This is a genomic window from Priestia sp. J2, assembly GCF_020790095.1.
Taxonomy (GTDB): domain Bacteria; phylum Bacillota; class Bacilli; order Bacillales; family Bacillaceae_H; genus Priestia; species Priestia zanthoxyli.
This window is the reverse complement of sequence record NZ_CP086208.1, coordinates 3,626,469-3,652,838: the sequence shown is the minus strand read 5'-3', so window position 1 is coordinate 3,652,838 and position 26,370 is coordinate 3,626,469. Positions and strand designations below refer to the sequence as shown.

Genomic DNA, 26,370 nt, shown 5'->3' with positions numbered 1-26,370 from the left:
CAGGTGAGACCCCGCAGGAACGCAAGTGACGAGGATTCTCATCGACCGCCCGCGGAAAGCGAAGTCTTGCACGGAAATAAACTGCGGTGTCACAAGCGGTTCAGCTCATGTATGCCATTTGTGCGTCTTTAAATTGGATTCATCTCGTTATGTCTCAGCCTCTTTTTTTGTTTTGAGATAAGGGTTTGTCATATATTTAGTAAGAAATGGTTAAATACGAACGATTTATATGAATAATATTAAAATATTCGCTTTTTATATTGAATAACCATTTTGTATTTGATACATTTAGAAAGTGAAAAATATTGCTCGTATATGCTTGGAAATATGGTCTAAGTGTCTCTACCTGGTTCCCATTCAAAGAACTGGACTACGAGTTAAAGTATAAAAATGTTCGGTTTACCCAGACAGAAGCTGTATTCCGTACTTAATTTCTTATACTTTGACTCTAAAAAACGTAGACCATGAAACATGCTCTAGGTTTTTTTCTTTTGTCCAATCATCGAGTGTATGAAACAGCAAAACGAAATGGAGTGAAAGTAACGATCTATGAAAAACAAGATGTTAAAAACAGGGGCTTTATTTACTATTGGTATGGTTTTACTGCTATCTATACTTGCCGGGTGTAATTCAGCTTCAAAAAAAGAAGACGGAGATAAACAGAAGCAGAAGCCTATTATTGTGCAAGGGCCGATGCCGATAGAAGCGCAGAAATTCGCTAAAAAATTAGAAAATGTAAAAGAAGAAAAGTCAGGGAATTTTGTTTTTTACAAAGGAACTGTCGACAATTATCCGGTCATTGTGGTTAAAACGGGAAAAGGAATGGAAAACACGGCAGCTGCTACAGCGATAGCTATAGAAAAATACCATCCTAAAGCAATTATCAACCAAGGAACATCGGGCGGGCATGATGAAAACCTGAACGTGTTTGATATTGTATTAGGAAAGCGAACAACGAATATAGGCTCTTTAAAAACAGAAGATAAAAAAGAAGGCGAAGGAATGGATCCTACTGCTTGGAAGCCGATGGATTTAATGGCTTCTGAAGGAAGCGCTGGAGAAGATCCTGATGCTGAAAAAGCTCGCTATTATGAAGGAGATAAGAAGTTACTTGCGGCTGCAAATGCAGTAAAAGATACATATAAAAAAGGTAAAGTGGTTGAAGGAACGATAGGATCAGCAGACACGTGGAATAACGAAGTGGATCGAATTAAGTGGTTCCATACTAAATATGGGACGTCTGTAGAAGAAATGGAAGGCGCAGCGGCAGCACAAATTGCGGGAAGCTATGACGTTCCATTCTTAGGTATCAGAGTGTTATCTAACAACAAAGTAAACAATGGAAAATATAATCCAAATACAGCAGCCGCTTGCCAAGACTATGTTTATGAAGTAATTAAACATTATATCAGCACAAACGCTAAGTAAATCTTTATTTAAAAAAGCATCAAAGCTTTTGTTTCTCTAACAAAAGGCTTTGATGCTTTTTTCGTCATGTCTATAGGGGTTTACTGTATTTACGCTATCAAAATTTTATAAAATAAATGGATTGGTAAATTTAAAGTTTATACAACTCTTCATACTTTTTCGTCAAATAATTAATTAACGGCTGAGCATCAATTCTATCTATAGAAAGACCAGTTAATATCTCTTTTGGCGTCTTTAGTTTTCCATACTGGTGAATATGCTGTTTTTGCCAGTCTGCTATAAGCGATAGATTTTGACTCGAAATGATTTCATCAAAGTCAGGGTGGTCTTTGATCACGGCTTCTCTTAGCTGAGCTGCATAAATGAAGCCTATATTGTAGGAAGGAAAGTAGCCAAACGCTCCTCCGTACCAGTGGCCATCCTGCAATACTCCGTCAATGTCCGTTTCTGGTTTGATTCCTAAGTACGCTTCATATTTTGTATTCCATGCGGAAGGAAGATCCGAGACGCGAAGCTTGTCAGCGAATAAATCTCTTTCTAGCTCGTAGCGAATGATAATATGCAGCAGATACGTAAGGTCATCTGCTTGCAAACGAATAAGAGAAGGTGTGACTTCATTTAAGGCAAAGTAAAGAGTTTCAAATGAAATATTACCGTAGATCGCAGGTTCTAACTCTTTGAATAAGTGAGCGTGATTTCTCCAAAACCCTTCATGTTTTCCGATGATGCGTTCCCAAAAAAGAGATTGAGATTCATGCAGTCCCATAGACGTGTATGCGCCTAACCCTGTGTCAAGCAACTCAGAGCTAATTTGCTGATTATAAATAGAATGTCCGCCTTCATGTAAAAACATAAAAGCTGCCAGTTTTACATTGTGTTCGTTGTATCTTACTGCAAGCCTTGCGTCGTGAGGGTGAATGCCTGCACTAAACGGGTGGGTAGTGGTGCCTATTTGTCCCGACTTAAAGTTATAGCCAATCGCAGTTAGCAGGTGTTTTCCGAGCTTTTGCTGATTTTCGACCGAAAACGATTCGTGGAGAAACGATGTATCATGTGTAACCGAGGAGCGTTTGATTTTTGTCAGCAAAGGAAGAATAGCATCTTTAATTTGTTGAAAAAGCGAATCGATGGTTTCACTAGAAATTTCAGGCTCATATTCTTCTAAAAGCTGTTCGTAAGGAGCGAGGTGAGGATTACGGTACTCCGCAAATCTTTTATGCATATGAATCAGCTGCTGCAGGTTGTCTTCAACGAGCTTAAAGTTATTTTGCTCTCTAGCCTGTGACCAAAGAGCATGAGTAGAAGCTTTTAAAACAGAAAATTGATGATAGTCTTCCAGTGGTACAGCGGAAAGTTTTTGATAGATATTCCAATAGTGCTGTACTTGTTTTTGCTGTAGTTGACTTAGATTTTGTTCTTGAAGATGCTGCAATTCTTTTGCAAAGGCTGGATCTGTTTGCAGCAAATAAAGCTCTTTGGAAAGCGTGCCTTGAATGGTTGCATGCTGCTTTTGACTGTTAAGAGGAGCGGATGTTTTTGCGTCCCATGATAGAAGAGATAAAGCTTGTTTGTAGTGTTCAATCGTTGCAATATGTTCTTTAGTATGAAGACGGATGGCAGAGTTCATAATATCCTCCTTTAGATAAAATACTTTACTTATAAACATACTAAGAATTGAGAATTGAAACAAGACAAATTGAATCAGTAATTGCAAAGAAACAGTTTAATTTTGCTAATTTCACAAACAAATGGAAAGGTGGTAGGATGGTTTATATTCCTACTAACCTTACAAAAATAGTAGGTTTTAAAAAGTGATTTTAATTATTGGGGGAATGACGTTGAAACAGGTTAAGGTGAAATGGTTATTATTTATTGTGATTGCTTTATTTGTTGCCGGGTGCAGCAATAATCAAGCAAGCTCAGGCGATAAAAGCACCAGTGCCGCTCAAAAAGACGGAGGTACGCTAAACATTGCGTTTCAAAGCGAGCCAACAACTTTAGATTCTCAGATTACTGGAAATTCTTCAGTTAAAGATGCGGCGCGAAATATTTACGAAGGACTTGTTATTTTTGATAGTAAAGGCAATGTAGAGCCTGATTTAGCAGAAAAAATTGATATAAGCGATGATAAAAAAGTCTACACGTTTCAGCTGCGAAAAGGCGTAAAGTTTCATAACGGAAAGGAAATGACAGCGGACGATGTAGAAGCTTCGATTAACCGCTGGATTAAGCTGTCTTCACTTGGCAAAACAAACTTTGTTGGTGCACAAGTTAAAAGAACAGGAGACTATACGGTTGAGCTTCATTTGAAAACACCGAACGTGAATACGCTGGCACTGCTAGCAGATCCAATTCCGGCAGCCGCTATTTTTCCAAAAGAAATTATCGAAAAAGCACCTGCTGAAGGAGCTACTGAGTTCGTTGGCACAGGGCCATTTAAAGTGAAGGAATGGAAAAAGAATCAATATATCACGCTAGAGAGATTTAAAGATTATTCTTCAAAAGGACGAAAAATTAAAAAGACTCCTCACGTAGATGAAATTAAAATTAGTTTTTTAAGCGATGAATCTACTAGAATTTCAGGCATTACAGCTGGACAGTTTGATATTGCCTTAGGTGTTTCAAGCGACAATGCGGCACAAATTGAAAGTACGCAAAACGTTAAGAACAAGCTGGCTCCAGGAGGATTTATTGGTTTATTTTATAACACGCAAGAAGGGTTCTTTAGAGATTTAAATGCTAGAAAAGCTGTAAATGCCACGATTAATGCAAAAGATATTTTATCAAGTTCATACGGCGATTCCGATTATTATGAACTGACTTCATCGATTGTGAATAAAAAATTTCCTAACTATTACAGTGAAGCAGGAAAAGAAGAGTACAATCAGCATGATGAAAAGAAAGCAAAAAGCTATTTGAAAAGAGCTGGATACCGCGGGCAGGAACTGCGTCTTTTAACTTCACGCGATTATCAAGATCAGTACAATACGGCTGTTATCGTCCAGCAAGAGCTTGAAAAAATCGGTGTAAAAGTAAAGCTAGAAGTGTATGACTGGGCAACGTTTACAGATAAAGTAAATGATCCTAAAGCATGGGATATTTACCCGGTAGACTGGGCGGCGCGTTCAACCATTTTCCAAGGATTTTGGACGTCAGGGGGCGCTCCTGTTGAGAAATCAACAAAGTACTTAGATAAAATTAAAGCGGCTGCTTCTGTAAAAGATGCGAGACCAGCTATTGATGCTACGCAGAAGTACGTTTGGGATGAGCTTCCATTTACGTTAATTGGTCATAAAGTTAATATTAACGCCGTGTCTACACATGTAAAAGGCTATGATTTTAATTTAGGCCCTGTATTTTATAACGTGAGCGTGAATAAATAACATATATTAAAGAAAGTTACGAAGACCCTTTGCCGGAAAGCAAAGGGTCTTTCGTTTATCTATTTTTCACACCGCTCATTAGTAAAAACAAAGGAATACGCATTCGACGCTCGTAAGTTTCAGCGCTGTCGAAATGTTCTTTTTGAGGACATGCTTCTGTTAAATTTGTAATGGTGAATCCACTTTGCTGCATCAAAGAAAAGTACTCTTCAAGCGTGCGATGATACTTTTGAACGTATCCACCCATCCAGTGCTGCTGACGGAATCCCATGAAGAAATAGTTGTCCACGGTCCAGTTTGTGCGGAGAGCGGAAGGCTGAAGAGTAGACGTAATAACTGGATGTTCAACGGAAAAAATAAACCTTCCTTCAGGTTTGAGTGCTTGATTTACTTTAGTGAAAATGGAAGCTAAGTCTTCTATATAGTGAAGAGACAGTCTTGCGGTAACTAAATCATATTTGTCACGGGGCGGAGTATAGTGCTCCATCGGTTCATGGATCACTTCTGCATTTGGATAGTTTGAAAGCTGTTGCTGAGCTGCATTTATCATATTGATAGAGCCGTCTACTCCGGTATAAGAGAAACAGCCTTGTGCAAGAAGCTCCGCACCAAATCCAGCGTTTCCGCACCCTAAGTCTAAAACGTTTGCATTTGCAACATCACCTAGAAGCTGTAAAATGGCCGGTTTTTCAATCGTATCGTTGGCATTTTCTTTTTGCTGCCGGCGTTTTGTATAGGCCAAAAACGTCTCGTCATTATCATAAAATTCAGCTCCTGTTGAGATTTTCAACTAAATCAGCCTCCTTTGTCCAAAGTACCTTATTATAGTCATATATTCAAATTAGTTACAATGATTTTGATGGATATGGAAATGGTGTATTATTTTGGAGATAGTGCTATCATGTGGAGTAACCGGCTTGTACACGTTTATGGAAGATAAGTCTAAAAGCTAAGAGTTGAGTATAGAAAGGGTCAGTCTATGCGTAACTCTTAGCTTTTGCTTTGAATCCATAGGAAACCATTTGTTTTTGGCGTCGTTCTTATTTCGGTAATTTTTCAACAATTGCTGCGTCTATTTGCTGAGATAATACGCTGCTAATCTCTTTTTCATTTTCCACTTTTTCTAAAATTAGCTGCTTATTGCCCTTCTTTATTTTTAACATTGTACCTGAGTGAATAGAGAAATCATCTCGCAGCTTTTTAGGAATAGTAAGTCGAAAACGGTCATCAATTTTTCGAGATTGAGCCGTAAATGTTAAAGACGTTTTCTGACCAAAACTCATTTCATATTTTCGAATCACAATGTTATTTTCTTGGTTAATAAAAAATTGAACCTCCATGTTTGCACCCAATTCGACTGACGTTAACAGTTCAGAAGTGAGCTGAATCTGCCGTCCGGTTAATGATGCATAATAAGGAGGAGACGCCGCAGGTTTTTGTGAAAGCGCTATCGATTTTTCGTCTCTTTTTTTCACAACAATTTGCTGTTCTACTACGTATAGTTCTACATAATCAAAGGGCTTAAGTTCATAGTCGTCTCGTAGGGATCTGGGAATGACTATTCTACCCATATGGTCAATTGTTCGAATGAAGATATGAGAAGGAACGGGGACATTTTCATCATGATGATCAATAATAATCCAATCATCACAGCTCCGTAAAAGAACTTTGTCGTTCGTCTCGAGTTTCGTTATTTGCATAAACAAAGAAGGAAGGGATACTCTTCCCATTTCATCAATTATACACTCTTCTTTTTTTGTACGCATCTTGCTACTTAATCCTTTCTAAAAACAGTTTAGATGGGGTATGTTACTTAAATTACACAGCATTTATTTCTTTGTCAAATGAAGCAAATGAGTATTTATTCATCCTACAGATTGAGAAATACAGGAAGTTTGACCTCATTCAGTAGATGCACAGCTTTCCCGTGTAAATGGTAATCATCTGAAGAAAACAAGTTAATCTATAATTGAAAAAGCATAGAATAAAAGCGTTCTTCTTTCTTTTGGTTTTATTGCAAGAAGAGAAAGAAAAAAAGGCTTAAAAAGGGCCAATACCCTATTTCTAAAGAGTAGATGTAGGTTTTTAATCAAAAAATGCCGCGGAACTCAGTCTGAATGATGAATAGATTTATGCATATTAAGCCTAGAAAAAAATTTCAAGCAGTGCTTTTTTTACTTGTTTTGGAGAGCAGTTATAGTTGAAGAATAAAGAAAAAAGCTCAATGTAATGAGCTTTGAGCTAATTTTATCGTTTTTCAACCAGCAGTAAGATGAAGGTAGCAAGCGGTCCTAAAGCAAGAGATAATAAGAACCAGTTCAGACCGGTTCGATTTTTACCTTGCGCTAATCCGGCATTAATTAGAGCCAGCGTTCCCCATCCTACCACGTATTGATTATCCATATGACACCCCGCTAATATTATTTCTTTATATGATTAACAAATTTTATATTAGCATAAATATCCATATTTTTGATTGGAATTCCTGAATTAGGTGGAAAAGCAGTGAATTTCTTCATGAAACAAAATTCCTGTTTTCCTCCACTCAGTGAAGGTAGTAGTGAATAAGAGAAGGGTGCACGTAGTACACGTGAACGTACTGAGGGCGATGATAGTGAAGCTGATGCATATATTGATTCATAAGCCTTTGAATGGCATCGTACACATTGGGCGGATAGCCGTAATAGCCGTGATGAATCCCAACTCGAAGCAAGGAAACGGGAGGCGTGTTATTGTTTCTGTACATTGTTCGGTGCTCTTCTGCGCGTTTAACCTTGCGCAGCTGCTCCGCCCGCCGCCGGCGCAGCTTTTCGCTGTCCTAGTTCTTGATCGAGTATAAAAATAGCTGCAGGGTTATTTTGAGCAATTTTTAAGCGGTCTACAATTGTCTGAGCCTGAGCCTGAGCTTCTTCATCGACTTGTTCTCTCAAAAAGTCCTGCACGATGACTAGGGTTTGAGGATCGTTCGCTTGGCTGATAAATTGAAACGCTTGACGATAAGAATTTGTGACGAACTTTTCATGCTCCAATACTTTTTGAAACGTTTCTAACGGTGTCCCAAACTCACTTGGCTGAGCAGGTAAAGAACTTAATTCAACCGTTCCGCCGCGGTCAACTAAGTAGTCAATAAGTTTTAGCATATGAGTGCGTTCTTCTTCAGACTGCAGGCGTAGCCAGCTGCCCATTCCTTTATAGTTTAATCGATTCATATAGTTAGACATAGCTAGGTACAAAGTTGAAGAGACGTGTTCAAGTTGAATTAAGTTATTGAGCAGTTTTTGAATTTGTTCGTTCATATTTGTTATTCCTCCTTAGGGAAAGAATTTCTTTCATATACTAGCTGCAACCCTCACGTTTTTTATGGTGAAAGAAATCTATAGTGATACTATATGTCACTTCTTTAAGTAGGTAACTTGCCCATCCTTTATTGGTGCTTCTTACTTACATAAAGGGGTTGTATAATATAGGAATAAACGTAGTTTAAAAGACTCTTTTTTTAGATGGTTAAAATTACTATGTTCTATTTAACCAATTTAATGATAAAATTGTCACTCTGTGCAATTTTAATTGGTATGAAGGAGTCAGAAAAATGAATATGCAACACGTATTAATACCTGGATTTGAAAAGCTCGCGAGCTTTGTTTTCTGGTATCCATTTATTATGTCTTTATTTTGGATTGCGGGCACGCTTATTTACATACGCTATCGCGACCGAGATCCTAAAGTTGATTTTTCAACAGTTGATTGGCCGTTAGTGAGCTTTTTAGTGCCTTGCTATAATGAAGAAGAAACGATTGAAGAAACGCTTAAGCACCTTTTGGCGTTAGATTATCCGTCTAAAGAAATCATCCTTATTAACGATGGAAGCACCGATGGAACAGCTGATATTTTAAAGGAAATCAGCAGGAATCACCCTGAAGTTCGTGTGATTCAGCTTTATGAAAATAAAGGAAAAGCCAACGCGTTGCATTTAGGTGCGCACGCATCTAAAGCTGAGTTTTTAATCTGCTTAGATTCAGACGCTATTTTAGATCAAGACGCTCCGTATTATCTAATCCATCATTTTCTTCATAAAGGGGAACGGCTGGGAGCCGTTACCGGAAATCCGCGCATTCGAAACCGTAATACGCTGCTGAGTCGCATTCAGCTAGTTGAGTATTCTTCTATTATCGGTTCTATTAAACGAACACAGCGAATTTTAGGAAAAGTAATGACGGTCTCAGGCGTAGTAGTGGCTTTTCGAAAGAAAGCACTTGTGGACGTCGGGCTGTGGGATCGTGACATGATTACGGAAGATATCGCCGTAAGCTGGAAGCTGCAGCAGCGCTTTTGGGATATCCGCTATGAACCGCGGGCATTGTGCTGGATGCTTGTGCCCGAAACCTTAAAAGGAATTTGGAAGCAGCGAGTACGTTGGGCTCAAGGTGGGCAAGAGGTAATGCTTCGCCACTGGAAAGTGTTATTAAAATGGAAGCAGCGCAGAATTTGGATTGTATACCTAGAGCAGTGGGTCAGTACTCTTTGGTCATTCGCATGGCTGTTTGTGACGATCATGCTGCTTGTTACCGCGAACAGTCCTCAAGACATACTGTTTTGGTTTACGTTTACGTCATTTTCCCTTGTATTTATGAGCTTAATTCAGCTGTTTATTGCGCTGAAAATTGATTCGAAATACGACAACGTGAAGCGGTATTACGTCTGGGCTGCATGGTACCCAGCGCTTTACTGGATTGTCAATACGATTGTGGTAGTGGGCGCATTTCCTCGTGCTATCAGATCTAGAGTGAAAGGAGGCTATGCCACATGGAGCAGTCCAGACCGCGGCTTAACGAAGAGCAAATCATGATTCAAGCTAAGCAGCCTCTTGCTCGATTCGTGATAAGCATCATTGTTTCATCTGTTTTTTGGATGTATTGTGCCATTGTTCTTTGGTTTTTCCTTTCAGCTGTTATCGGCGTAAATGACCGTTACAGCGGGGTATTAAAAATTGCGTTCAAAACGACGAACGGCGAAATTCGAACGTTTTTAGTAATTGGACTCGCTATTTTTTGCTTCTTTTTCCTGGCTCTGTTTTTATGGGGATTCTACAACAAAAAGAGATTTGGAAGCTTAAACCGACGAAAAGAGCCGGCGTATACGAGTATTAAAGATTTAGAGCGTCTTGAGCTTTTATCGAAGGATCAAATTCAAGAGCTTCAGCGTGCACAGTACATCGAGTTTGATGTTAATCCGTTAAAACATACTGAGGAGAGGAAGCACGCATGAAGAGATATGTATTCTTTCTTTTGATTGCGGCAGCGGTAGTTGGCTTTATTTTCTTTAAAGTAGTGAACTGGGAAGATAAGGCGAAAGCAACAACGACCGTGGAGCCAGCGCTTGAGACGAACGGATGCTTAGGCTTAAATTATCATCGCGTGCGCAAGCATAATTGGTTTAATCGAATTGTCAGCTCAGTTACAAAGTCTGACGAACTGACAGAGTACAGCGTCTACAGCAATGATTTTGAACAACAGTTAAAAAAGCTGAAGGAACTTGACGCTACGTTTGTTACGCCAAAAGATATTGAAACGTATCAGCAAAAAGGCACGTTTCCAAAACGCTGCGTATGGATTTCATTTGACGATATTGACCGTACCGTGTATCAAAACGCTTTTCCAATTTTGAAAAAGGAAAACATTCCGTTTACGCTATATGTAATCGCAGGACAAGTGGGAGCAGAGGACTTTCAAAATTTAAATATGGCTTCATGGAGTCAGCTAAAAGAAATGAAAGACAGCGGCCTTGCAACAATCGGTTCGCATACGTATGATATGCACCGTTTAGAAGAAGACAAGCCTTTATTTCTGACGCCTGCTAAATACAGCGCGTTTGCTCGTGATTTACGAAAAAGCAAAGAAACGATTAAGAACCATTTAGGAATAGACTCCGTTTACTTTGCCTATCCATACGGCAATACGAATGATGACGTAGCTAAGATTGTGAAAGATGCTGGTTTTCACCAAGCAGCTATTTTAGCTCCTCATGTTATTACAAAAGACAACGATCCGTATTATCTTAACCGGATTGTTGTGTACAACAAAACCTTTCAATATCTTATTCTTCCGTGGCTGACGCGTACGAGCTCATGAGAAGAAAGTGAAAAAAGCCTCTGTCTAAAGCAGAGGCTTTTTTCTGTTTACCATCAAAAGGTATGTCAATTACGTGAAGAAAGTACACTTTCATTTCTATAAAAATCATTTTAATGTTACCATAGAAAAGTTGTGATAACAGATATGGATAAACGAAACTATCTATCAATCCTTTTACAAACTGCGTGTAAGAAGTTTGTAAAGGTGTAAAGAGGAAAAGCGGCAATTGTACGCTTACTATTTTACGAATGTAAGGCAATCGGACAAACTAATTCGCTGTCCATTGCTAATTAAATTGTATTCATTATTCACGATTCCTCTCTATCATTTCGTCATGGGTTTTGTTTTATCGTTAAAATTTTGATAAAGGTGTATAGGATATGGAAAACAGGCATTTTGAATATAAATTTAAAGAAGCGCTGAAAAAACTAAATGATATTGAACTTGCGTTAAATGAATCATCGATTGTAGCGATTACAGATAGTCGCGGATTCATCAATCACGTGAACGATAAATTCTGTGAAATTTCTAAATATGAAAGACATGAGCTTCTCGGTCAAGATCATCGTATTATTAATTCGAAACATCACTCAAAACGGTTTTTTAAAGAGTTATGGAGTACAATCAGCTCAGGTAAGGTCTGGCACGGAGAAATAAAAAACAAGGCAAAAGACGGTTCGTATTACTGGGTGGATACAACCATTGTTCCATTTTTAGATGAACGAGGAAAACCGTATCAGTACGTATCAATTCGCAATGATATTACAAAGCGAAAAGCATATGAAGAAAAAATTAAGCAAATGGCTTATTATGATCCGTTAACTAATTTACCTAACCGCTACTGGTTAAACAAACAGCTAAAAAAACTGTTTTTAGATGAAGAATCTCCAGAACTGCTGGCTATTTTATTTTTAGATTTAGACCGCTTCAAATCAATAAATGATACGCTTGGCCATCATCACGGCGATGTGCTGCTGAGGCGCGTAGCAGAAAGATTAAAAAAATGTATTCCGTCCTCTGATTTTATCTCGCGGCACGGGGGCGATGAGTTTATTTTAGTGCTTCATACACTAAAAACTGTTGAGGAAATTGAAGAAATGACCGAGCAGATTGTAAAAGAAATGTCGCTTCCTTTTTATATAGACGGAGATAAAGTGCTAACCTCTACAAGCGTTGGCATCAGCCTATTTTCAAAGGAATGTCAGCAGCATATTATTCCAAAAGACGCAGATGAACTAATTGACAGGTTAATTAAGCAAGCAGATATTGCGATGTATGTAGCAAAACGAAATGGGCGAAACACATATGAAATGAGTTCTTCTTCATCAAATGAAAAAATCATTAAAACGATTAGCATGGAGAATGAGTTAAAGTATGCGTTAGAAAGAAATGAGTTTCAGCTCGTTTATCAGCCGTTAATCGATTTGAAAACGTCTGATGTCATAGGGGCAGAAGCGCTTATCCGCTGGAATAGCGCAAAATTTGGTACTGTCTATCCAAATGAATTTTTGCCCATTTTAGAAGAAGTTGGTTTGATTGTACCGGTTGGCAAATGGGTATTAGAAGAAGCATGTCAGCAAATGAAAGCATGGACGGAGATAAATTTAAAAGCGAGTAAAATAGGGGTGAACGTGTCACCTATTCAGCTGAAGTCCTCACGATTTGTAACGGACATGGAACAAATTTTGAAGAAAACGGGCCTTGATCCGCACTTTCTAGAACTTGAAATCACCGAAAGCGTTATTCAAAACAGTCAAGAATCGAAAAAAGTGCTAAACCGCCTGCGGAGTCTAGGGATAAAAGTGGCGATGGATGATTTCGGAACGTGCTACTCTTCTCTCAGCTATCTTAAACACTTGCCAATCAATACGTTAAAAATTGATAAATCATTTATTGATGACTTAGATGAAGTTGGAAAAGTGCTGGTGGAAACGATTATTCAAATGGGGAAAAAACTTAATTTTGCCCTAACCGCAGAAGGAATCGAAAACGAAGAACAGCTGCAGTTTGTGACGGAACAAGGCTGTCATATCGGTCAAGGCTATCTATTTGATAAGCCGCTTTCTCCTGAGGAAATGAGCCGTTTGTTGAAATGAAGGAAAATCCTATGTACGGAAAGAAGCTCTTTAATAGAGCTTTTTTTATGGTTTTTAATCGTATGTAAGGAGTGAGAAAGTCGTGAAAGAGTACGTTGGAATCTGCACGATATGTCAAAAGAACGTGTACTGTTTAGAGGGATTTTTGAACGGTGTGGTTGTTGAAGGGAAGCTTGTCTGCTTTGCGTGTGAAGAAAAGGAGAAGCGTGACTCTCATAAAAACAAAAACTAGCTACCTGGGGTAGCTAGTTTTTGTTTACTGCGCATTCACTTTTTCAGCTTGCCAGTAATACTCGCTGAACACATCAGAAAAGGCTTTGACGGTATTTGTGAGTTCTTCCATATTGTTATCGACGCCGCCTACTTCAATTAAAATGGAGCGGTCGGATAAGTCTTGATTATACAGGCCGTTATTGCCGCTTGTTTTCTTTTTGCTTAATACTCCGCGGCTAAGGCCTGGATATTTTTCCTCTAGCTTTTCATGAATCGCTTTAGCCATTTTTACATTTTCATCAAATTTCGGATTCGCTTCACCTAATACAATCATTATTTTAGCGTACGATTTGCCGTTGATAGTAGCCGTTGTTTTTTCTTGACGTAGTGAATCACGATGAATATCAATTAAATAATCGACGTCTTGGTTTTGCTGAAGAGCTGTTTCCACCACGCTTCGAGACATCGCATAGGCTCGTCCTGTACCCCAGCCTTTTTCATTCAGCTTTTGCGTCATGTTGGTTGTATCTACTTCCGATCCGATTCCGTCTGCTTTTAATTCCATTCCTAGCATTTGACCAACGAGCGTGATGTTGGTTTTGTTATCTACTGCTTTATTTTCGTTCGCTTCACCTGGCATACCAAGTAAAGGGAAATAAGATTCCCAGCTGTGCGTGTGGTAGATGTACACAACTTTTCTGTCTCCCGTGCTTTGCTTAGCTTGTGTTTGAGACTGTTTTTTGCTTTCTTCGTACGTTTTGCTTTCAGCAGGATCCAAATCACGCTCTCCAGAAATGCTTTCGAGAGGAGGAGCCGATTCATGAGGAATCGTGGTATAATCCGTTCCTTCACCGGCTAACAGAATATGAGAATCAAAAATAGAAAAGCCGGGCAGTTCTGATCCAAATAGACTTCTTGTATCCGCCACGCGAATATTCGTCGCAAGCTGAAGGGCGACAGAAGAAAGAGGAGGCGGGGAGAAGTCTTCTTCAAAGGCATGAGAGAAATGATGGTTTTCCGTATGCATGAAGTAGAACAAGCTTTGAGCTTTATAATTTGATAGCGCTTGATAGACAACGTTCGAGCGCAGCGTATGCTGAAGAGTTGAATACGTGACGGTAAAAATAGCGGCAGATGTTAACAGAACAAATAGTATAGCGATAATTAATGATTTATAAGAAAGAATCCAAAAAAGCTTTTTAGGCTTTTCAGTGAACTTTTTTTTCATAGAGTAAACCTCCTCTAATAAAATTTTGAAATCAGCGACTAAGAACTCTAAGAGGAGAATGTTATGTATCTACTATTTACTCTATTAAAAAGAAAAAGAAATATGATAGAAACCATGATATTTAACACAATATAAAAAAGTTTATATTAGGGCATACTGTAAAAAAACGGTGCGTATTGGAGCTGGTTAGATGAACGACTCATGGGTTTATCATCATTTTATTAATACACTTTTATTTCCTTTAGCAATGTTTGGCGTGGCATTTTGTTTGCTGGGGCTGTTGCTATACATGCTGTGGAAAGAAAAGCAAAAAGAAGGACCAAAAGAAAACAAGAGCTCTTAAATAAGAGCTCTTGTTTTGTCGAACATTCAGTTAGAAAAAGGGAGATTCACTTTCTCTAAAAACTCTATTCGGTTGTCAAAAGGATCAGCCACGTAAATTCTTTCGACGCCGGGAATGTTTTGGTCTTCTATAAAAGAAATACCGAAGCTAGTCAGATGATCTTTGAACGCAGGTAGATTTTTAACGTGAAAGCCTGGATGCGCTTTTTTTGCAGGTGAAAAGGCAGTTTCCACACCAATATGCAGCTGATAAGAACCAAATTCAAACCAAACGCCGCCGCGCTTTTTTAGACTTTCCGGCTTTTTGACTTCTGTTAATCCAAGAACAGTTCCGAAAAAGTGTCGTGCTTCGCTTTCTGAGTTCGGTGGTGCTGCTAGCTGAATATGATCAATATGCGTCAGTGTAAAAGTCATAAACATTCCTCCTTAAATAGTAAAGTACTAGTTAAGTTTACGTGATGTATATGTGTAAATAAATGATAAAAAGTTGATGTGTTTCATAAGAAAAACTCATTATTTTATATACATATAAAACCAAATGAGGTATATTTTATTTTGTTGTTATTTAAGAGAATTGGAGATTAATATGGAATATCACTATACGTTAACCAAAGATGATTACGTAGCTTTTAACATGCATCACGCTCAACATTCGGAAAGAGTACAAAAAGTGCTGAAAGTTCAGCGATGGATGTCGCTTATTTTTCTTTTTATTCCTTTGCTTGTTTCGTGGATTAAAGGAGAGTTTTTACTTGGCATGTTCGCAGCGTTTGCGCTGCTTGCGGTGCTTTGGTTTTTATTTTATCCGAAGTATTTTTACGGCAGTATTAAAAAGAACATTATAAAGGTGATGAATGAAGAAGGTAACAGCAGTCTGACGGGTGAGCATACTATAATGGTTACGGAAGATGGCTTGGTAGAGAAAAGCTCAAAAGGAGAAGTGAAGACTCCTTGGTCAAGCATCACTCAAATTAGAGAAACCGATGAACATATCTTTATTCTTGTTAGCGCAATGAGCGGATATGTTATTCCTACAAACACATTTTCAGATGTGAAAGCGCTACAGCAGTTTAAAGAAACGCTGAATGCTGCAAGAAAAACAGGCTGAGTAGTAAAAGTAATGTAAAAAACGCTCTCTTAGAAAAGTATCTAAGAGGGCGTTTTTTTAACAGCAGTCCCAGTTATACAAAACATCTTTAAAGTTACGGTTGCGAAGGTCTTTTTCTTTAATAAAGAAATTGGCCACTCCTGCATCGCCAAACATAATTTCCGCTTCGTCGTCCATGGCAAATTGAAGAAGCAAAACATTGTATGCTCGCAGCGCTTCATCGTAGTCCCTTGGATCAGTTTGAGTGAAAAAAGCGTATCCGCCCATTTTATGATACTCGCCCGTCACTTCATCCCAGTAGATTTCTTCCGTTTCTTCATCGTCAAAAAAACCTGGTTCTACAGCGTTATAGCGATAGTCAGTAGGGGAAACGGGTTCGCTTCTTATTTCAAACTGTAAGCCCACTTCTTGAGGAATAGGAAACATATCTCGGTCAATGTCTTCAAGATACGAAAAATCGGTTGTTAACTTTTTTTCGTCAGTTATTACGTCTTCATAAAAAACGACGCGAAAGTCTTTTTGAGATGTAGGATGGTCAAATTCAAGTCCGTACACATCGCCGGCGTTTTCATTATCAGCTCCACAAATAAAAAATTGAAGCATGCCTTGAGAGGGCATATTTTCATAGGAAGGCACGTCAGAAAAATTGATTTGTGCCATCAGGAGCATCGGCTTGCCCTGAGAATCAAGAGGATGATTTGCTTCTAGAGGAAGGTAAGGGTTGCCGCCAAACTTGCTTTCATATAATTTTGGACTGTTCATAACCGTATGGATGTGGATGTAAGGCTTACATGTTTTTTCGATTTCTGTTCGGTAAGGTTCTAGCTTAGGAGGCAGTTCTAATTTTGATAGAGGATTCATGTGTATTCTCCTTTTTGTTTGGAATTAAAAAGAACGTTTGTTCGTATTTTGATTTTACCTTAATACATACTGAAAGGGAAGAGAAATCGTATAAAAAAATCCCTTTGCAGATGCTTCTGCAAAGGGTACAAAGAAATGATAGCGTTTTCATTATGATACTTACTGAATAGATTGCTTATTTAGAAAAGAATCCTTTTAAAGCAAATGCGACGTTTTGCGGTCTTTCGGCTAAGCGGCGCATAAAGTAGCCAAACCAGTCGTTGCCAAATGGAACGTATACGCGCATTGTATAGCCTTCTTTTGCAAGGCTAAGCTGCATATCTGTTCGGAATCCGTACAGCATTTGAAACTCAAACTGCGTGCGCGGGATGTTGTTTTTGTGAGCGAACTCTTTTACTTTTGCAATAATATTGTGGTCGTGAGATGCAATAGCCGTGTATGTTCCGCTAAGCAGATGCTCTTCAATAATTCGCATATAGTTCTCATCAATTTGGGCTTTGTCTTGAAACGCCACGGTTGGTGATTCTTGATACGCGCCTTTTACCAATCGAAGAGGAACTCCTTTTAGCTCTTTTACGTCTTGTTCAGCGCGGAACAGGTAAGCTTGAATAACTGTTCCGACATTATCATAGGTCTCGCGAAGCTCTCGTAAAATATCTAGCGTCATTTGACAGTGAGCGTAGTCTTCCATGTCGATTCGGACAAAGTTATCGTATTTTTTCGCCGTTTCAACAATACGGCGCATGTTCTCAACGCAAAAACTGCGGTCAATATCTAAACCAAGCTGCGTCATTTTTACGGATAAGTTACATGTTACACCGGCTTGGCCCATAGCTTCCAGCGTTCTGACGTTATATTGAGTTGCTTCGATAGCTTCTTCTCTGCTTGAAACAAATTCCCCTAAATGATCAAGCGTACAGACAAGTCCTTTTTCATTCAGTTCTTGCACTTTTTTAATCGCATGTTCAATTGTGTCGCCAGCTACCACTTGAGCTGCACCAAAGCGAAGACCCCATTTTTTCGCCGCTTTGTTTAGCGCTTTATTTTGGGAAGCGTGAAGAAACACATTTTTAGATACCTCTGCTAACATAAATATCTCCCCCTATAGAAAAAATCCCTTGTTGTTTTAAGATAGAGCAGCCTAGGGCTGCTCTACTGAGTATTAAAGCGTTGTGCTTGTTGTTTTTGCTTGCAGGTGCAGAATCAAGTAATCAGGACCGCCAGCTTTTGAATCTGTTCCTGACATATTAAATCCGCCAAACGGCTGGTACCCAACGATGGCACCTGTACAACCGCGGTTGAAATAAAGGTTTCCAACGTGGAACTCTTCTTTCGCACGCTCAATGTGTTCAGGCGTATTTGAAAGAAGGGCACCTGTTAAACCGTAGTCAGTGTTGTTCGCAATTTCCATCATATGATCGAAGTCGCGCGCTTTGCAGAATGCTACGACTGGGCCGAAGATTTCTTCTTGCATTAAACGTGCTTTTTCATCTACATCTGCAATGATCGTAGGCTGGATGAAGTAGCCTTTTGAATCATCTGCTTCTCCGCCCGTCATTAAACGGCCTTCTTCTTTACCGATTTCAATGTACTTTGTAATTTTGTTGAAAGAAGCCTGATCAATAACAGGTCCCATATACGTATTTACATCTTCAGGGCTGCCCATTGTTAATGTTTTTGTGAGCGCAACTGCTTTTTCAAGAACGATATCGTATACGTCTTGGTGAACAACCGCACGAGAACCTGCTGAACACTTTTGTCCAGAGAAGCCAAATGCTGAATACACAATAGAAGAAGCAGCTAAATCTAAATCAGCATCTTTATCTACAACGACCGTGTCTTTACCACCCATTTCAGCAATAACGCGCTTTAGCCAAATTTGACCAGGCTGTACTTTTGCTGCGCGTTCATAGATGCGGCAGCCTACTTCACGCGAGCCTGTAAATGAAACAAAGCGTGTTTTTGGATGATCTACTAAATAGTCGCCAATTTCGCTTCCGCTTCCCGGCACGTAGTTCAGTACGCCGTCTGGAAGGCCGGCTTCTTTCATTACTTCTACAAATTTTGCTGCGATAACCGGCGTGTTGTTTGCTGGTTTTAATAGAACTGTATTTCCTGCTACGATCGCTGCAGCAGCTGTTCCAGCCATGATCGCTAGCGGGAAGTTAAACGGTGAAATAATAACGCCGACACCAAGCGGAATGTAATTAAATTTATTTTCTTCACCTTCGCGGCTCTCAACAGGCGCGCCGTCTTTTAGCTGCACCATTTGGCGAGCGTAGTATTCAAGGAAGTCAATTGCTTCTGCTGTATCAGCATCTGCTTCATTCCACGGCTTTCCTGCTTCTTTTACAAGGTAAGCTGAAAATTCATGTTTGCGGCGGCGAATGATGTCCGCTGCGCGGAAAAGAATGTCAGCGCGAGCTTCCGGCGCTTCTTTTTTCCATGTATTAAATGTAGAAAGTGCTGCTTGCATTGCTTTTTCAGCCAGGTCTTGATCTGCTTTTGACACGCGTCCGATAACTTCTGCTTTATTTGCTGGGTTAATGGACTGAATTTGATCTTCTGTTGTAATGAATTCTCCGCCAATTACAAGAGGATAGTCCTTTCCAAGCTCTGATTGTACAAGTTCTAATGCAGATTCAAACGCATCTTTGTTTTCAGCAACCGTAAAGTCCGTGAAAGGCTCGTGTTTGTATTGTTTGATTTCGTTAATATTCATTGTGTTCATTTTCATTACCCCTTTTTTAGAAAATTTACAACATAATTAATATTCCAACACCCTATACCTGTATTATAATCACCTTATTCTCGTTTTGTACATAGTTTTTTAACAAAAATGTTCAAAAATTTTTAAAATAAACACTTTTGTTTAAAAAGCCAATAAAACGATGTTTTTTATAGTGATTTTGAACAAAAAGAAAAGAAAGGGATATGAGTAAGTAGATGAAAAGATGTTTTGAAGTGAAGAATTACGATAAAAGAAAGAGTTTATCGATAGTAAGGTAAAATACTTTTTCGATCAAAAAACAATAGACAAAGTTGTTCAAAATAAATTATCATATAATTCGAAAAGTGATTTTGTCGAATGAAGCTGACTTTTGCGTTAAGTGAAAGCTTCATTTGCATGCACAGATAGAAGGAGGGTAGGAAAACGGCAGTTATTTGTCCATGATTTTGTAAGGGCTTACATATTTAACGCGCGATGCGAAGAACGTGTAATTCTTTAAATGACGGTTTCTATGAGGAGGATTTTAATATGAGTCATCAACCGCCTGAGTTAAAAAAAGAATTAAAAATTCGACACATAACCATGATTTCTTTAGGAGGAATCATTGGTGCCGGTTTGTTCATTGGAAGCGGATCGCTTATTAACGCAGCAGGTCCTGGTTCCATTTTTTCGTACGCGTTTGCCGGTTTGCTGGTGATTTTAGTGATGCGAATGCTGGGGGAAATGTCTACGGCTAATCCTTCAAGCGGTTCGTTCGCGACATATGCCAGAGAAGCGCTTGGACCGTGGGCTGGCTACACAATCGGCTGGCTATACTGGTTTTTCTGGGTAATTGTTATTGCTGTTGAAGCGATTGCTGGTTCAACGATTATTCAATACTGGTTTCCATCTCTACCGTCTTGGGGTGTGAGTCTGCTCCTGACATTTTTATTAACGTTAACGAACTTATACTCTGTTAAATCATTTGGTGAATTTGAATACTGGTTTTCGCTTATTAAAGTAGTTAGTTTAGTGCTGTTTTTACTTTTAGGGGGAGCGATCATCCTCGGTTTAATGCCGGGAGTAGAGTCTCCGGGAGCGTCGAACCTTCTTCATAGAGGAGGATTTCTTCCAAATGGAATCAGCTCCGTCTTTTTAGGAGTGGCGATTGTGATGTTTTCTTTTATGGGAACAGAAATTGTCGCAACAGCGGCTGGAGAATCGGCTCAGCCTGAGCGAGCGATCACCATCGCAACAAATACCGTTATTTATCGTATTTTAATTTTTTATCTTGGGTCCATTTTAATCTTAGTAACAATCCTTCCGTGGGATTCTTCAAGCTTGATGAAAAGTCCGTTTGTTTCGATATTAGAGCTGGTAAACGTTCCGGCAGCTGCTCAAATTATGAACTTTATCGTACTGACTGCTGTTCTTTCTTGCTTAAATTCAGGTCTATATACGAGTTCTCGTATGCTTTACTCAATGGCGCAAAAAGGAGACGCGCCGCGCATGTTTTTGAAAGTGAATAAAAAAGGCATTCCGTTTAATGCCATTGTAGGATGTACCGTGATTTCTTACATCAGCGTTGGTTTTAACTATCTTTCACCTGATAAAATCTTTTTATTTTTAGTAAATGCATCTGGAGGCGTAGCGCTTCTTGTGTACCTTGTTATTGCTTTTTCACAGCTTCGCATGAGAAAGAAATACGAAAAAGAAAAGCCAGAAGCTTTAAAAATCAGAATGTGGCTGTTTCCTTATTTAACGTATGGAACGATTGCGGCAATCACAAGTATCTTTATTGCGATGGCATTTATTGATTCACTTCGCACTCAGTTTTATCTCACGCTGCTGATTGCTGTATTTGTGGTATGTTCGTACTTCTTTATGAAAAAGAAAAAAGATGATCATTCCCTATCAGGACAGGGGAATAAAAGAATCTCTTAAATAGAAGAGAAAATCATCACGAGGGGCTAGGAGGAAGTAAATTGGCAAACAAAGAGTTAAAAAGAGGGCTTGAATCTCGTCATATTCAAATGATTGCTCTTGGAGGAACGATCGGGGTAGGGTTATTTATGGGTTCAGCAAGCACCATTAAATGGACGGGGCCATCCGTCCTGCTTGCGTATGCTATTTGCGGCGTCTTTATTTTCTTTATTATGCGTGCAATGGGTGAAATGCTTTACTTAGAGCCAAGTACGGGTTCATTTGCGACATTTGGTCATAAATATATTCACCCGTTAGCTGGCTACATTACGGCTTGGAGCAACTGGTTTCAGTGGGTCATTGTCGGCATGGCAGAAATTATTGCCGTCGGAGCTTATATGCAGTACTGGTTCCCGCATTTGCCGGCGTGGGTTCCGGGAATTATCGCCATGATCATTCTCGGTGCGGCAAATTTAATCTCAGTAAAATCGTTTGGAGAGTTTGAATTTTGGTTTGCAATGATTAAAATCGTGACGATTGTTCTCATGATTATTGCCGGTCTTGGCCTTGTTTTCTTCGGTCTTGGAAACGGGGGAGAAGCGCTTGGACTATCGAATTTGTGGGCAAACGGCGGTTTCTTTACAGGCGGATGGTCCGGCTTTTTCTTTGCGCTGTCGCTTGTGATTGCTGCCTATCAAGGAGTAGAGCTTATTGGAATTACAGCAGGAGAAGCCAAAGATCCTAAAAAAACGTTAACAAGCGCGATTCAAAGCTTGATTTGGCGTATATTAATCTTTTATATCGGTGCCATCTTTATCATTGTAACGGTATATCCGTGGAACGAGCTGGACTCACTCGGCAGTCCGTTTGTTTCTACATTTGCGAAAGTAGGGATTACGGCAGCTGCGGGAATCATTAACTTTGTGGTCATTACAGCGGCAATGTCTGGATGTAACAGCGGAATTTTCAGCGCAGGACGCATGCTTTATACGTTAGGCGTAAACGGACAGGCTCCAGCGTTTTTTACAAAGGTTTCTCGAAACGGTGTACCTATTTATAGTACCGTTGCGGTAATGATTGGGTTAGCTGCGGGCGTTGTCTTAAATTATATTGCTCCGCCAAATGTTTTTGTGTACGTGTACAGCGCGAGCGTGCTTCCAGGTATGATTCCATGGTTTGTCATTCTTATTAGTCAAATTCGTTTTCGAAAAGCAAAAGGAGCGGCGATGGATCAGCATCCATTTAAAATGCCTTTTGCTCCTGTGACGAACTACGTAACCATCGCGTTTTTACTTATGGTGCTTGTAGGCATGTGGTTTAATGATGAAACGCGCATATCGCTGATTGTCGGGCTTATCTTTTTAGCTATTGTCGTGCTGAGCTACTATGTACTAGGTATCGGAAAGCGCACGGAAGTACGGTCTTCTGAAAGACGTAAGCTAGTGAAATAAATGATTTTGTAAGAGGGGCTGAAAAGCATTTTCTTTTTTTACTAATGAGGTGCATGGCAAGAAGGAAAAAGAAAAAAGAAAAAACCAGAGTCAAATCGGCGTGTTCAGGCATAAGATAATCCAACTCAAGCGAAATGCAAGCGGCGTTTTTCTTGAGGAAAGAGTAACTAAAGAAAAGGAAGTGTTCGTATGTCTGGAAACGCTGGATATGGTCATGGATCTGGTTTTGCTTTATTAGTTGTATTATTTATTTTATTAGTAATCATCGGCTGCAGCTGCTACGGCGGAGGCCTTGGCTGGTAATTCACTCATTTAAAAAGCCCTATAAGGGCTTTTTTCAATGCTTATAAATAACGCTTTTTCCCGTTTTGATAAATGTTTACGTGAAAGCCGTTCATTTCTCCGATATAGAGTTTAGAGGGTAAATCAGCTACTTTGACAGATGAAGTAATTTCTACAGTTTGATACCCCTTTGATTCTAACGTAATGGTATGAAGTTTAGGCTTATTCATCATTTGTAAAAAAGGCTGTTCATCTTCAAAAAAAGCGCGCTTATCAATTGCCAATTCAAACGTAACAGGCTTTGAGCGGTTATTTTCAAAGGAAAGCTTGCAGTTTCCCGTTAATATGGTTTCTCTTTTATTAGTCTCGAATGTACAACTGCTGTTTTCAGCATCGTAAGAAACAGCATACATTCCTGACAACACGGTCTTTTGCATGACTTCAATCATAAACCCAGGGCCGGAAGTAACGATGAATGCAGCTAAAATCGTTAGTTTTAAACGATGACGGTTTAAACTTTTATAAAGTAAAAAAAGACTTATTAAAAGTATGATTGCCCAAGCATTGTTAGCATAATAGAATCCCGTCATTGTTTCTTCATTTCCATAAATGGGAAGGCCTAAAAAAGAAAAGACAGAATTAATAAGCGGCGCTGAGTTAGGGAAAGGGATATTTAAGATAAAAACAGCTAGTAAAAAGATGAGTCCTTTTATCAAAAGTGATCGTTCACGAATCATGTTGTTCCTCCTTAGCTATAAATCACGTATCATTATATACTATTATTATCTTTTTTTGTAATTAATGGTTATTTTATTGCATGGGAGAAGAGAGAGTGGAAAATAAATTGATAAAAAATGTGCATGTCCATTTATAAGCGTCGTAGTTTCTTAGAAAACAGGATATGAAATATTTATTTTTGTGCAAATGATACATATTGCAGAATGAAAAAACTTTATGGCGCATCACAATCCAGAAATGTCGGTAGCCTCAAAGCTTACACAGAGGGTTTTAACAGATACATAATTAGGATAAAGCCTGTCTTAGAACAGAAACTTGCTATTTCTAAATTGATATGTTACACTAAGGTTAATTATTTTTGTTCGGTATGAAATTGAAAGAAGAGAAATATTCTTCAATAGAAATTTTTATCTGGAAATAGTACGATTGAGCAAGGGTAGTAATATATGTGTGGAGTAATTCCACCACTGGAGGAAATAGTATGACTGAAGGTACAGTAAAATGGTTTAATGCAGAAAAAGGTTTCGGTTTCATCGAAATTGAAGGCGGAGAAGATGTATTCGTACATTTCAGCGCAATTCAAGGCGACGGATTCAAATCTTTAGACGAAGGTCAAAAAGTGACTTTCGACATCGAGCAAGGTCAACGCGGTGCACAAGCTGCTAACGTTGTAAAAGCATAATTTTATGCAATCCAAAAAAGACTCCGACTTTGGACGGGGTCTTTTTTTATTGTAGCAAACACGCAGGTAACGGAGGAATACGTATGAGTAAAGCAAAAGGTAAAGGTGGCACGGGGCGAGGCACCGGCAAAAAAGGGTGGAACCGCTGGCAGGCGAGTGCAAAAAAGAAGAAAAATGCAAAGCCTTATAAAAGCAAGGGAACAAAAAATGCTGATAAGCCGGAAGGCAACTAATCCTATATGCGCAGTATCATCTGCAACTTCGACTTACTCTGCTTGAGTAAGTTTATTTCATATGGAATTATTTTTTTATTGCTTTTTTGACAGATTGCTGTCACTATATGAAATAATAAAGTGATTTGTGTGAATTTTCTATAAAAATTGATTTTTTTTGCAAACACTTTCATATTTCGACAACCTTTTTGATTTTTATCGGTTATACTTCTTTATAATAGATTATAGAAAGATGCAGGGGAGCATAAAGTGAGAGAGGAAAGCGACAGTTTACTCTGTACGCTTTTTACGTTTCTGGACCGTATTGCAGTAGCGTCGTAGTAAGTAGATCATGCATCAGTTTAGAACACATCAAAACTCAACTAAGTGTAACGGGGGGATATGAGTGAGCGCAGGCATCGTAATTGAAAAAGTTCAAAATTATGCTATGTTAGAAGATCATGTTTTGGTTGAAATGGTTCACAGCGGAGACGAAAAATCATTGGAGTATTTAATCAATAAGTATCAAAATCTTGTAAGGGGAAAAGCAAGAAAATACTTTTTGATTGGTGCTGAAAAAGAAGACATCGTCCAAGAAGGAATGATTGGACTGTACAAAGCAATTCGAGACTTTAACGAAGACAAGCTAACATCTTTTAAAGGGTTTGCGGAGTTATGTATCACAAGACAAATTATTACGGCGATTAAAACGGCTACTCGTCAAAAGCACGGTCCGTTAAATTCGTACATTTCATTGGACAAGCCTCTGTATGATGAAGAATCAAACTATACGCTGATGGATATGATTCCTGGCGATCAAATTGCTAATCCGGAAGCGGTGCTGATTCATCAAGAAAAAGTGGAAGACCGCGAGTTAAAAATTGCGGAAACACTTAGTGAATTGGAAAGAAAAGCATTGACGCTGTATATGGACGGCCATTCATACGCTGAAATTTCGAAAGAATTAAACACGCACGTCAAGTCAATTGACAACGCGCTGCAGCGTATCAAAAGAAAGTTAGGTCGAGACGTAGAAAGCAGACAAGCTATTTCATAATAGGTAAAGAGGACCTTATTGGATAATAAGGTTCTTTTTTTATTGAATAGGTGTCTATTCTGCACTGAAATATTTAGCAAATTTAGGTTTTTACCATAATTTCCTTTATGTGTTAAACTAATAGCACGTTAATTTCGAAGGAGGATTTTATGTTTTTCTTTCTAGACAAGCATTATGACAAGCTAACGTGGATGATTGTAGGAATCGGACTTATTCTTTTTTTCGTAAGGCGAGATATGCTTACATTTGTATTGACCCTCTACATATGCTTACAGGGAATTCAACATCGCAGGCTTATTAAAAAGAAAATAAAAGCTACCTCTTGGGGTAAGCGTATTTTATACGTACTGTGTTTTTTACTATTAATTGTTGTATTGGCTTATTCTACGACTCATATGCTTGCTTGGGCACATACGCATCATGTGTTCATTGTTTTTCAATTCATTATGATTTACCTGCTGATTCTTTTAGGTAGGTTTTTACTGTCTCACGTCATTCCAAAAGTGATGAATAAGCTACATGAATAGA

At 38.9% G+C, this 26,370-nt stretch carries 27 protein-coding genes and 1 riboswitch; of the genes, 15 read left to right on the top strand and 12 right to left on the bottom strand.

The features are described from left to right. Positions 1–289: 289 nt before the first annotated feature. Positions 290–393, top strand: a riboswitch (purine riboswitch). Between the two features lie 156 nt (positions 394–549). Then, a complete protein-coding gene (locus tag LJY09_RS18945; RefSeq protein WP_228307384.1) occupies positions 550–1,428 on the top strand; it encodes a 5'-methylthioadenosine/S-adenosylhomocysteine nucleosidase in 879 nt (292 codons plus the stop codon). A gap of 130 nt (positions 1,429–1,558) precedes the next feature. On the opposite strand, the gene LJY09_RS18940 is transcribed toward LJY09_RS18945, so the two are convergent. Beyond that, complete coding sequence (locus tag LJY09_RS18940) at positions 1,559–3,055, bottom strand: gluzincin family metallopeptidase (RefSeq protein ID WP_228307383.1); 1,497 nt, start codon at positions 3,053–3,055, stop codon at positions 1,559–1,561. A gap of 205 nt (positions 3,056–3,260) precedes the next feature. Between LJY09_RS18940 and LJY09_RS18935 the strand changes: the two genes are divergently transcribed. Next, on the top strand, positions 3,261–4,811 hold the full coding sequence (locus tag LJY09_RS18935) for an ABC transporter substrate-binding protein (protein ID WP_154973260.1): 1,551 nt from the start codon (positions 3,261–3,263) through the stop codon (positions 4,809–4,811). Between the two features lie 55 nt (positions 4,812–4,866). On the opposite strand, the gene LJY09_RS18930 is transcribed toward LJY09_RS18935, so the two are convergent. From LJY09_RS18930 to LJY09_RS18910, 5 genes are all read right to left on the bottom strand, one after another. Continuing rightward, positions 4,867–5,601: a class I SAM-dependent DNA methyltransferase gene (locus LJY09_RS18930; RefSeq protein ID WP_154973236.1), complete on the bottom strand. Its 735-nt coding sequence runs from the start codon at positions 5,599–5,601 to the stop codon at positions 4,867–4,869. 250 nt (positions 5,602–5,851) lie between these two features. After that, on the bottom strand, positions 5,852–6,577 hold the full coding sequence (locus tag LJY09_RS18925; RefSeq protein ID WP_154973237.1) for an AbrB/MazE/SpoVT family DNA-binding domain-containing protein: 726 nt from the start codon (positions 6,575–6,577) through the stop codon (positions 5,852–5,854). Positions 6,578–7,058: 481 nt separating this feature from the next. Beyond that, positions 7,059–7,214, bottom strand: coding sequence for a hypothetical protein (locus tag LJY09_RS18920; RefSeq protein WP_014458731.1), 156 nt, complete (start codon positions 7,212–7,214; stop codon positions 7,059–7,061). Positions 7,215–7,356: 142 nt separating this feature from the next. Next, a complete protein-coding gene (locus LJY09_RS18915; protein WP_154973238.1) occupies positions 7,357–7,557 on the bottom strand; it encodes a hypothetical protein in 201 nt (66 codons plus the stop codon). A gap of 22 nt (positions 7,558–7,579) precedes the next feature. Continuing rightward, positions 7,580–8,107, bottom strand: coding sequence for a ferritin (locus tag LJY09_RS18910; RefSeq protein ID WP_228307382.1), 528 nt, complete (start codon positions 8,105–8,107; stop codon positions 7,580–7,582). A gap of 293 nt (positions 8,108–8,400) precedes the next feature. Here LJY09_RS18910 and pgaC point away from each other — a divergent pair, with 293 nt between their 5' ends. From pgaC to LJY09_RS18890, 4 genes are all read left to right on the top strand, one after another. Continuing rightward, positions 8,401–9,657, top strand: coding sequence for a poly-beta-1,6-N-acetyl-D-glucosamine synthase (gene pgaC, locus LJY09_RS18905; RefSeq protein ID WP_154973240.1), 1,257 nt, complete (start codon positions 8,401–8,403; stop codon positions 9,655–9,657). Then, the gene (gene pgaD, locus LJY09_RS18900) at positions 9,615–10,076 is read left to right on the top strand and encodes a poly-beta-1,6-N-acetyl-D-glucosamine biosynthesis protein PgaD (RefSeq protein WP_154973242.1); all 462 of its coding nucleotides are present in this window, start codon (positions 9,615–9,617) and stop codon (positions 10,074–10,076) included. Before pgaC ends, pgaD begins: the two co-directional genes overlap by 43 nt. Further along, positions 10,073–10,939 (top strand): intercellular adhesin biosynthesis polysaccharide N-deacetylase, encoded by an 867-nt coding sequence (icaB, locus tag LJY09_RS18895; protein WP_228307381.1) that lies wholly within the window; start codon positions 10,073–10,075, stop codon positions 10,937–10,939. The genes pgaD and icaB overlap by 4 nt, the downstream gene beginning before the upstream one ends. Before the next feature lie 380 nt (positions 10,940–11,319). After that, entirely contained in the window at positions 11,320–13,035 is a 1,716-nt protein-coding gene (locus tag LJY09_RS18890) for a putative bifunctional diguanylate cyclase/phosphodiesterase (RefSeq protein ID WP_028414956.1), read from the top strand. Positions 13,036–13,291: 256 nt separating this feature from the next. Here LJY09_RS18890 and spoIIP read toward each other — a convergent pair whose 3' ends face one another. Next, positions 13,292–14,476, bottom strand: a complete 1,185-nt coding sequence (gene spoIIP / locus LJY09_RS18885; RefSeq protein WP_034271278.1) for a stage II sporulation protein P — start codon at positions 14,474–14,476, stop codon at positions 13,292–13,294. Positions 14,477–14,666: 190 nt separating this feature from the next. On the opposite strand from spoIIP, the gene LJY09_RS18880 reads away from it, so the two are divergent. Next, complete coding sequence (locus LJY09_RS18880; protein ID WP_014458740.1) at positions 14,667–14,819, top strand: hypothetical protein; 153 nt, start codon at positions 14,667–14,669, stop codon at positions 14,817–14,819. Positions 14,820–14,845: 26 nt separating this feature from the next. Here the strand turns inward: LJY09_RS18880 and LJY09_RS18875 are convergent, their stop codons facing one another. Continuing rightward, positions 14,846–15,232, bottom strand: a complete 387-nt coding sequence (locus tag LJY09_RS18875) for a VOC family protein (RefSeq protein ID WP_098999645.1) — start codon at positions 15,230–15,232, stop codon at positions 14,846–14,848. Positions 15,233–15,404: 172 nt separating this feature from the next. On the opposite strand from LJY09_RS18875, the gene LJY09_RS18870 reads away from it, so the two are divergent. After that, complete coding sequence (locus LJY09_RS18870) at positions 15,405–15,926, top strand: YcxB family protein (RefSeq protein WP_098999646.1); 522 nt, start codon at positions 15,405–15,407, stop codon at positions 15,924–15,926. A gap of 57 nt (positions 15,927–15,983) precedes the next feature. On the opposite strand, the gene LJY09_RS18865 is transcribed toward LJY09_RS18870, so the two are convergent. From LJY09_RS18865 to pruA, 3 genes are all read right to left on the bottom strand, one after another. Further along, a complete protein-coding gene (locus LJY09_RS18865) occupies positions 15,984–16,787 on the bottom strand; it encodes a YwqG family protein (RefSeq protein WP_028414952.1) in 804 nt (267 codons plus the stop codon). Positions 16,788–16,962: 175 nt separating this feature from the next. Continuing rightward, positions 16,963–17,877, bottom strand: coding sequence for a proline dehydrogenase family protein (locus LJY09_RS18860; protein ID WP_014458744.1), 915 nt, complete (start codon positions 17,875–17,877; stop codon positions 16,963–16,965). Positions 17,878–17,949: 72 nt separating this feature from the next. After that, complete coding sequence (gene pruA, locus LJY09_RS18855; protein WP_028414951.1) at positions 17,950–19,518, bottom strand: L-glutamate gamma-semialdehyde dehydrogenase; 1,569 nt, start codon at positions 19,516–19,518, stop codon at positions 17,950–17,952. 528 nt (positions 19,519–20,046) lie between these two features. On the opposite strand from pruA, the gene LJY09_RS18850 reads away from it, so the two are divergent. The 3 genes from LJY09_RS18850 (at position 20,047) to LJY09_RS18840 (ending at position 23,174) form a co-directional block, all read left to right on the top strand. Then, the gene (locus LJY09_RS18850; protein ID WP_099331228.1) at positions 20,047–21,441 is read left to right on the top strand and encodes an amino acid permease; all 1,395 of its coding nucleotides are present in this window, start codon (positions 20,047–20,049) and stop codon (positions 21,439–21,441) included. A 41-nt stretch (positions 21,442–21,482) separates the two neighbouring features. Next, entirely contained in the window at positions 21,483–22,871 is a 1,389-nt protein-coding gene (locus LJY09_RS18845; RefSeq protein WP_033579977.1) for an amino acid permease, read from the top strand. A gap of 189 nt (positions 22,872–23,060) precedes the next feature. Continuing rightward, positions 23,061–23,174 (top strand): YjcZ family sporulation protein, encoded by a 114-nt coding sequence (locus LJY09_RS18840; protein WP_098999647.1) that lies wholly within the window; start codon positions 23,061–23,063, stop codon positions 23,172–23,174. A 41-nt stretch (positions 23,175–23,215) separates the two neighbouring features. On the opposite strand, the gene LJY09_RS18835 is transcribed toward LJY09_RS18840, so the two are convergent. Further along, positions 23,216–23,890 carry a hypothetical protein gene (locus LJY09_RS18835; protein WP_098999648.1) on the bottom strand — a complete coding sequence of 225 codons (675 nt, stop codon included), beginning with the start codon at positions 23,888–23,890 and terminating at the stop codon, positions 23,216–23,218. A 482-nt stretch (positions 23,891–24,372) separates the two neighbouring features. Between LJY09_RS18835 and LJY09_RS18830 the strand changes: the two genes are divergently transcribed. The 4 genes from LJY09_RS18830 to LJY09_RS18815 all read left to right on the top strand — a co-directional run bounded on the left by LJY09_RS18830 (position 24,373) and on the right by LJY09_RS18815 (position 26,369). After that, a complete protein-coding gene (locus LJY09_RS18830; RefSeq protein ID WP_013058502.1) occupies positions 24,373–24,573 on the top strand; it encodes a cold-shock protein in 201 nt (66 codons plus the stop codon). Positions 24,574–24,650: 77 nt separating this feature from the next. Further along, positions 24,651–24,806, top strand: a complete 156-nt coding sequence (locus LJY09_RS18825) for a DUF3934 family protein (RefSeq protein WP_162837669.1) — start codon at positions 24,651–24,653, stop codon at positions 24,804–24,806. Positions 24,807–25,191: 385 nt separating this feature from the next. After that, positions 25,192–25,842 (top strand): RNA polymerase sporulation sigma factor SigH, encoded by a 651-nt coding sequence (gene sigH / locus LJY09_RS18820; RefSeq protein WP_049165990.1) that lies wholly within the window; start codon positions 25,192–25,194, stop codon positions 25,840–25,842. Between the two features lie 149 nt (positions 25,843–25,991). Continuing rightward, on the top strand, positions 25,992–26,369 hold the full coding sequence (locus LJY09_RS18815; protein WP_098999649.1) for a hypothetical protein: 378 nt from the start codon (positions 25,992–25,994) through the stop codon (positions 26,367–26,369). Position 26,370 lies beyond the last annotated feature (1 nt).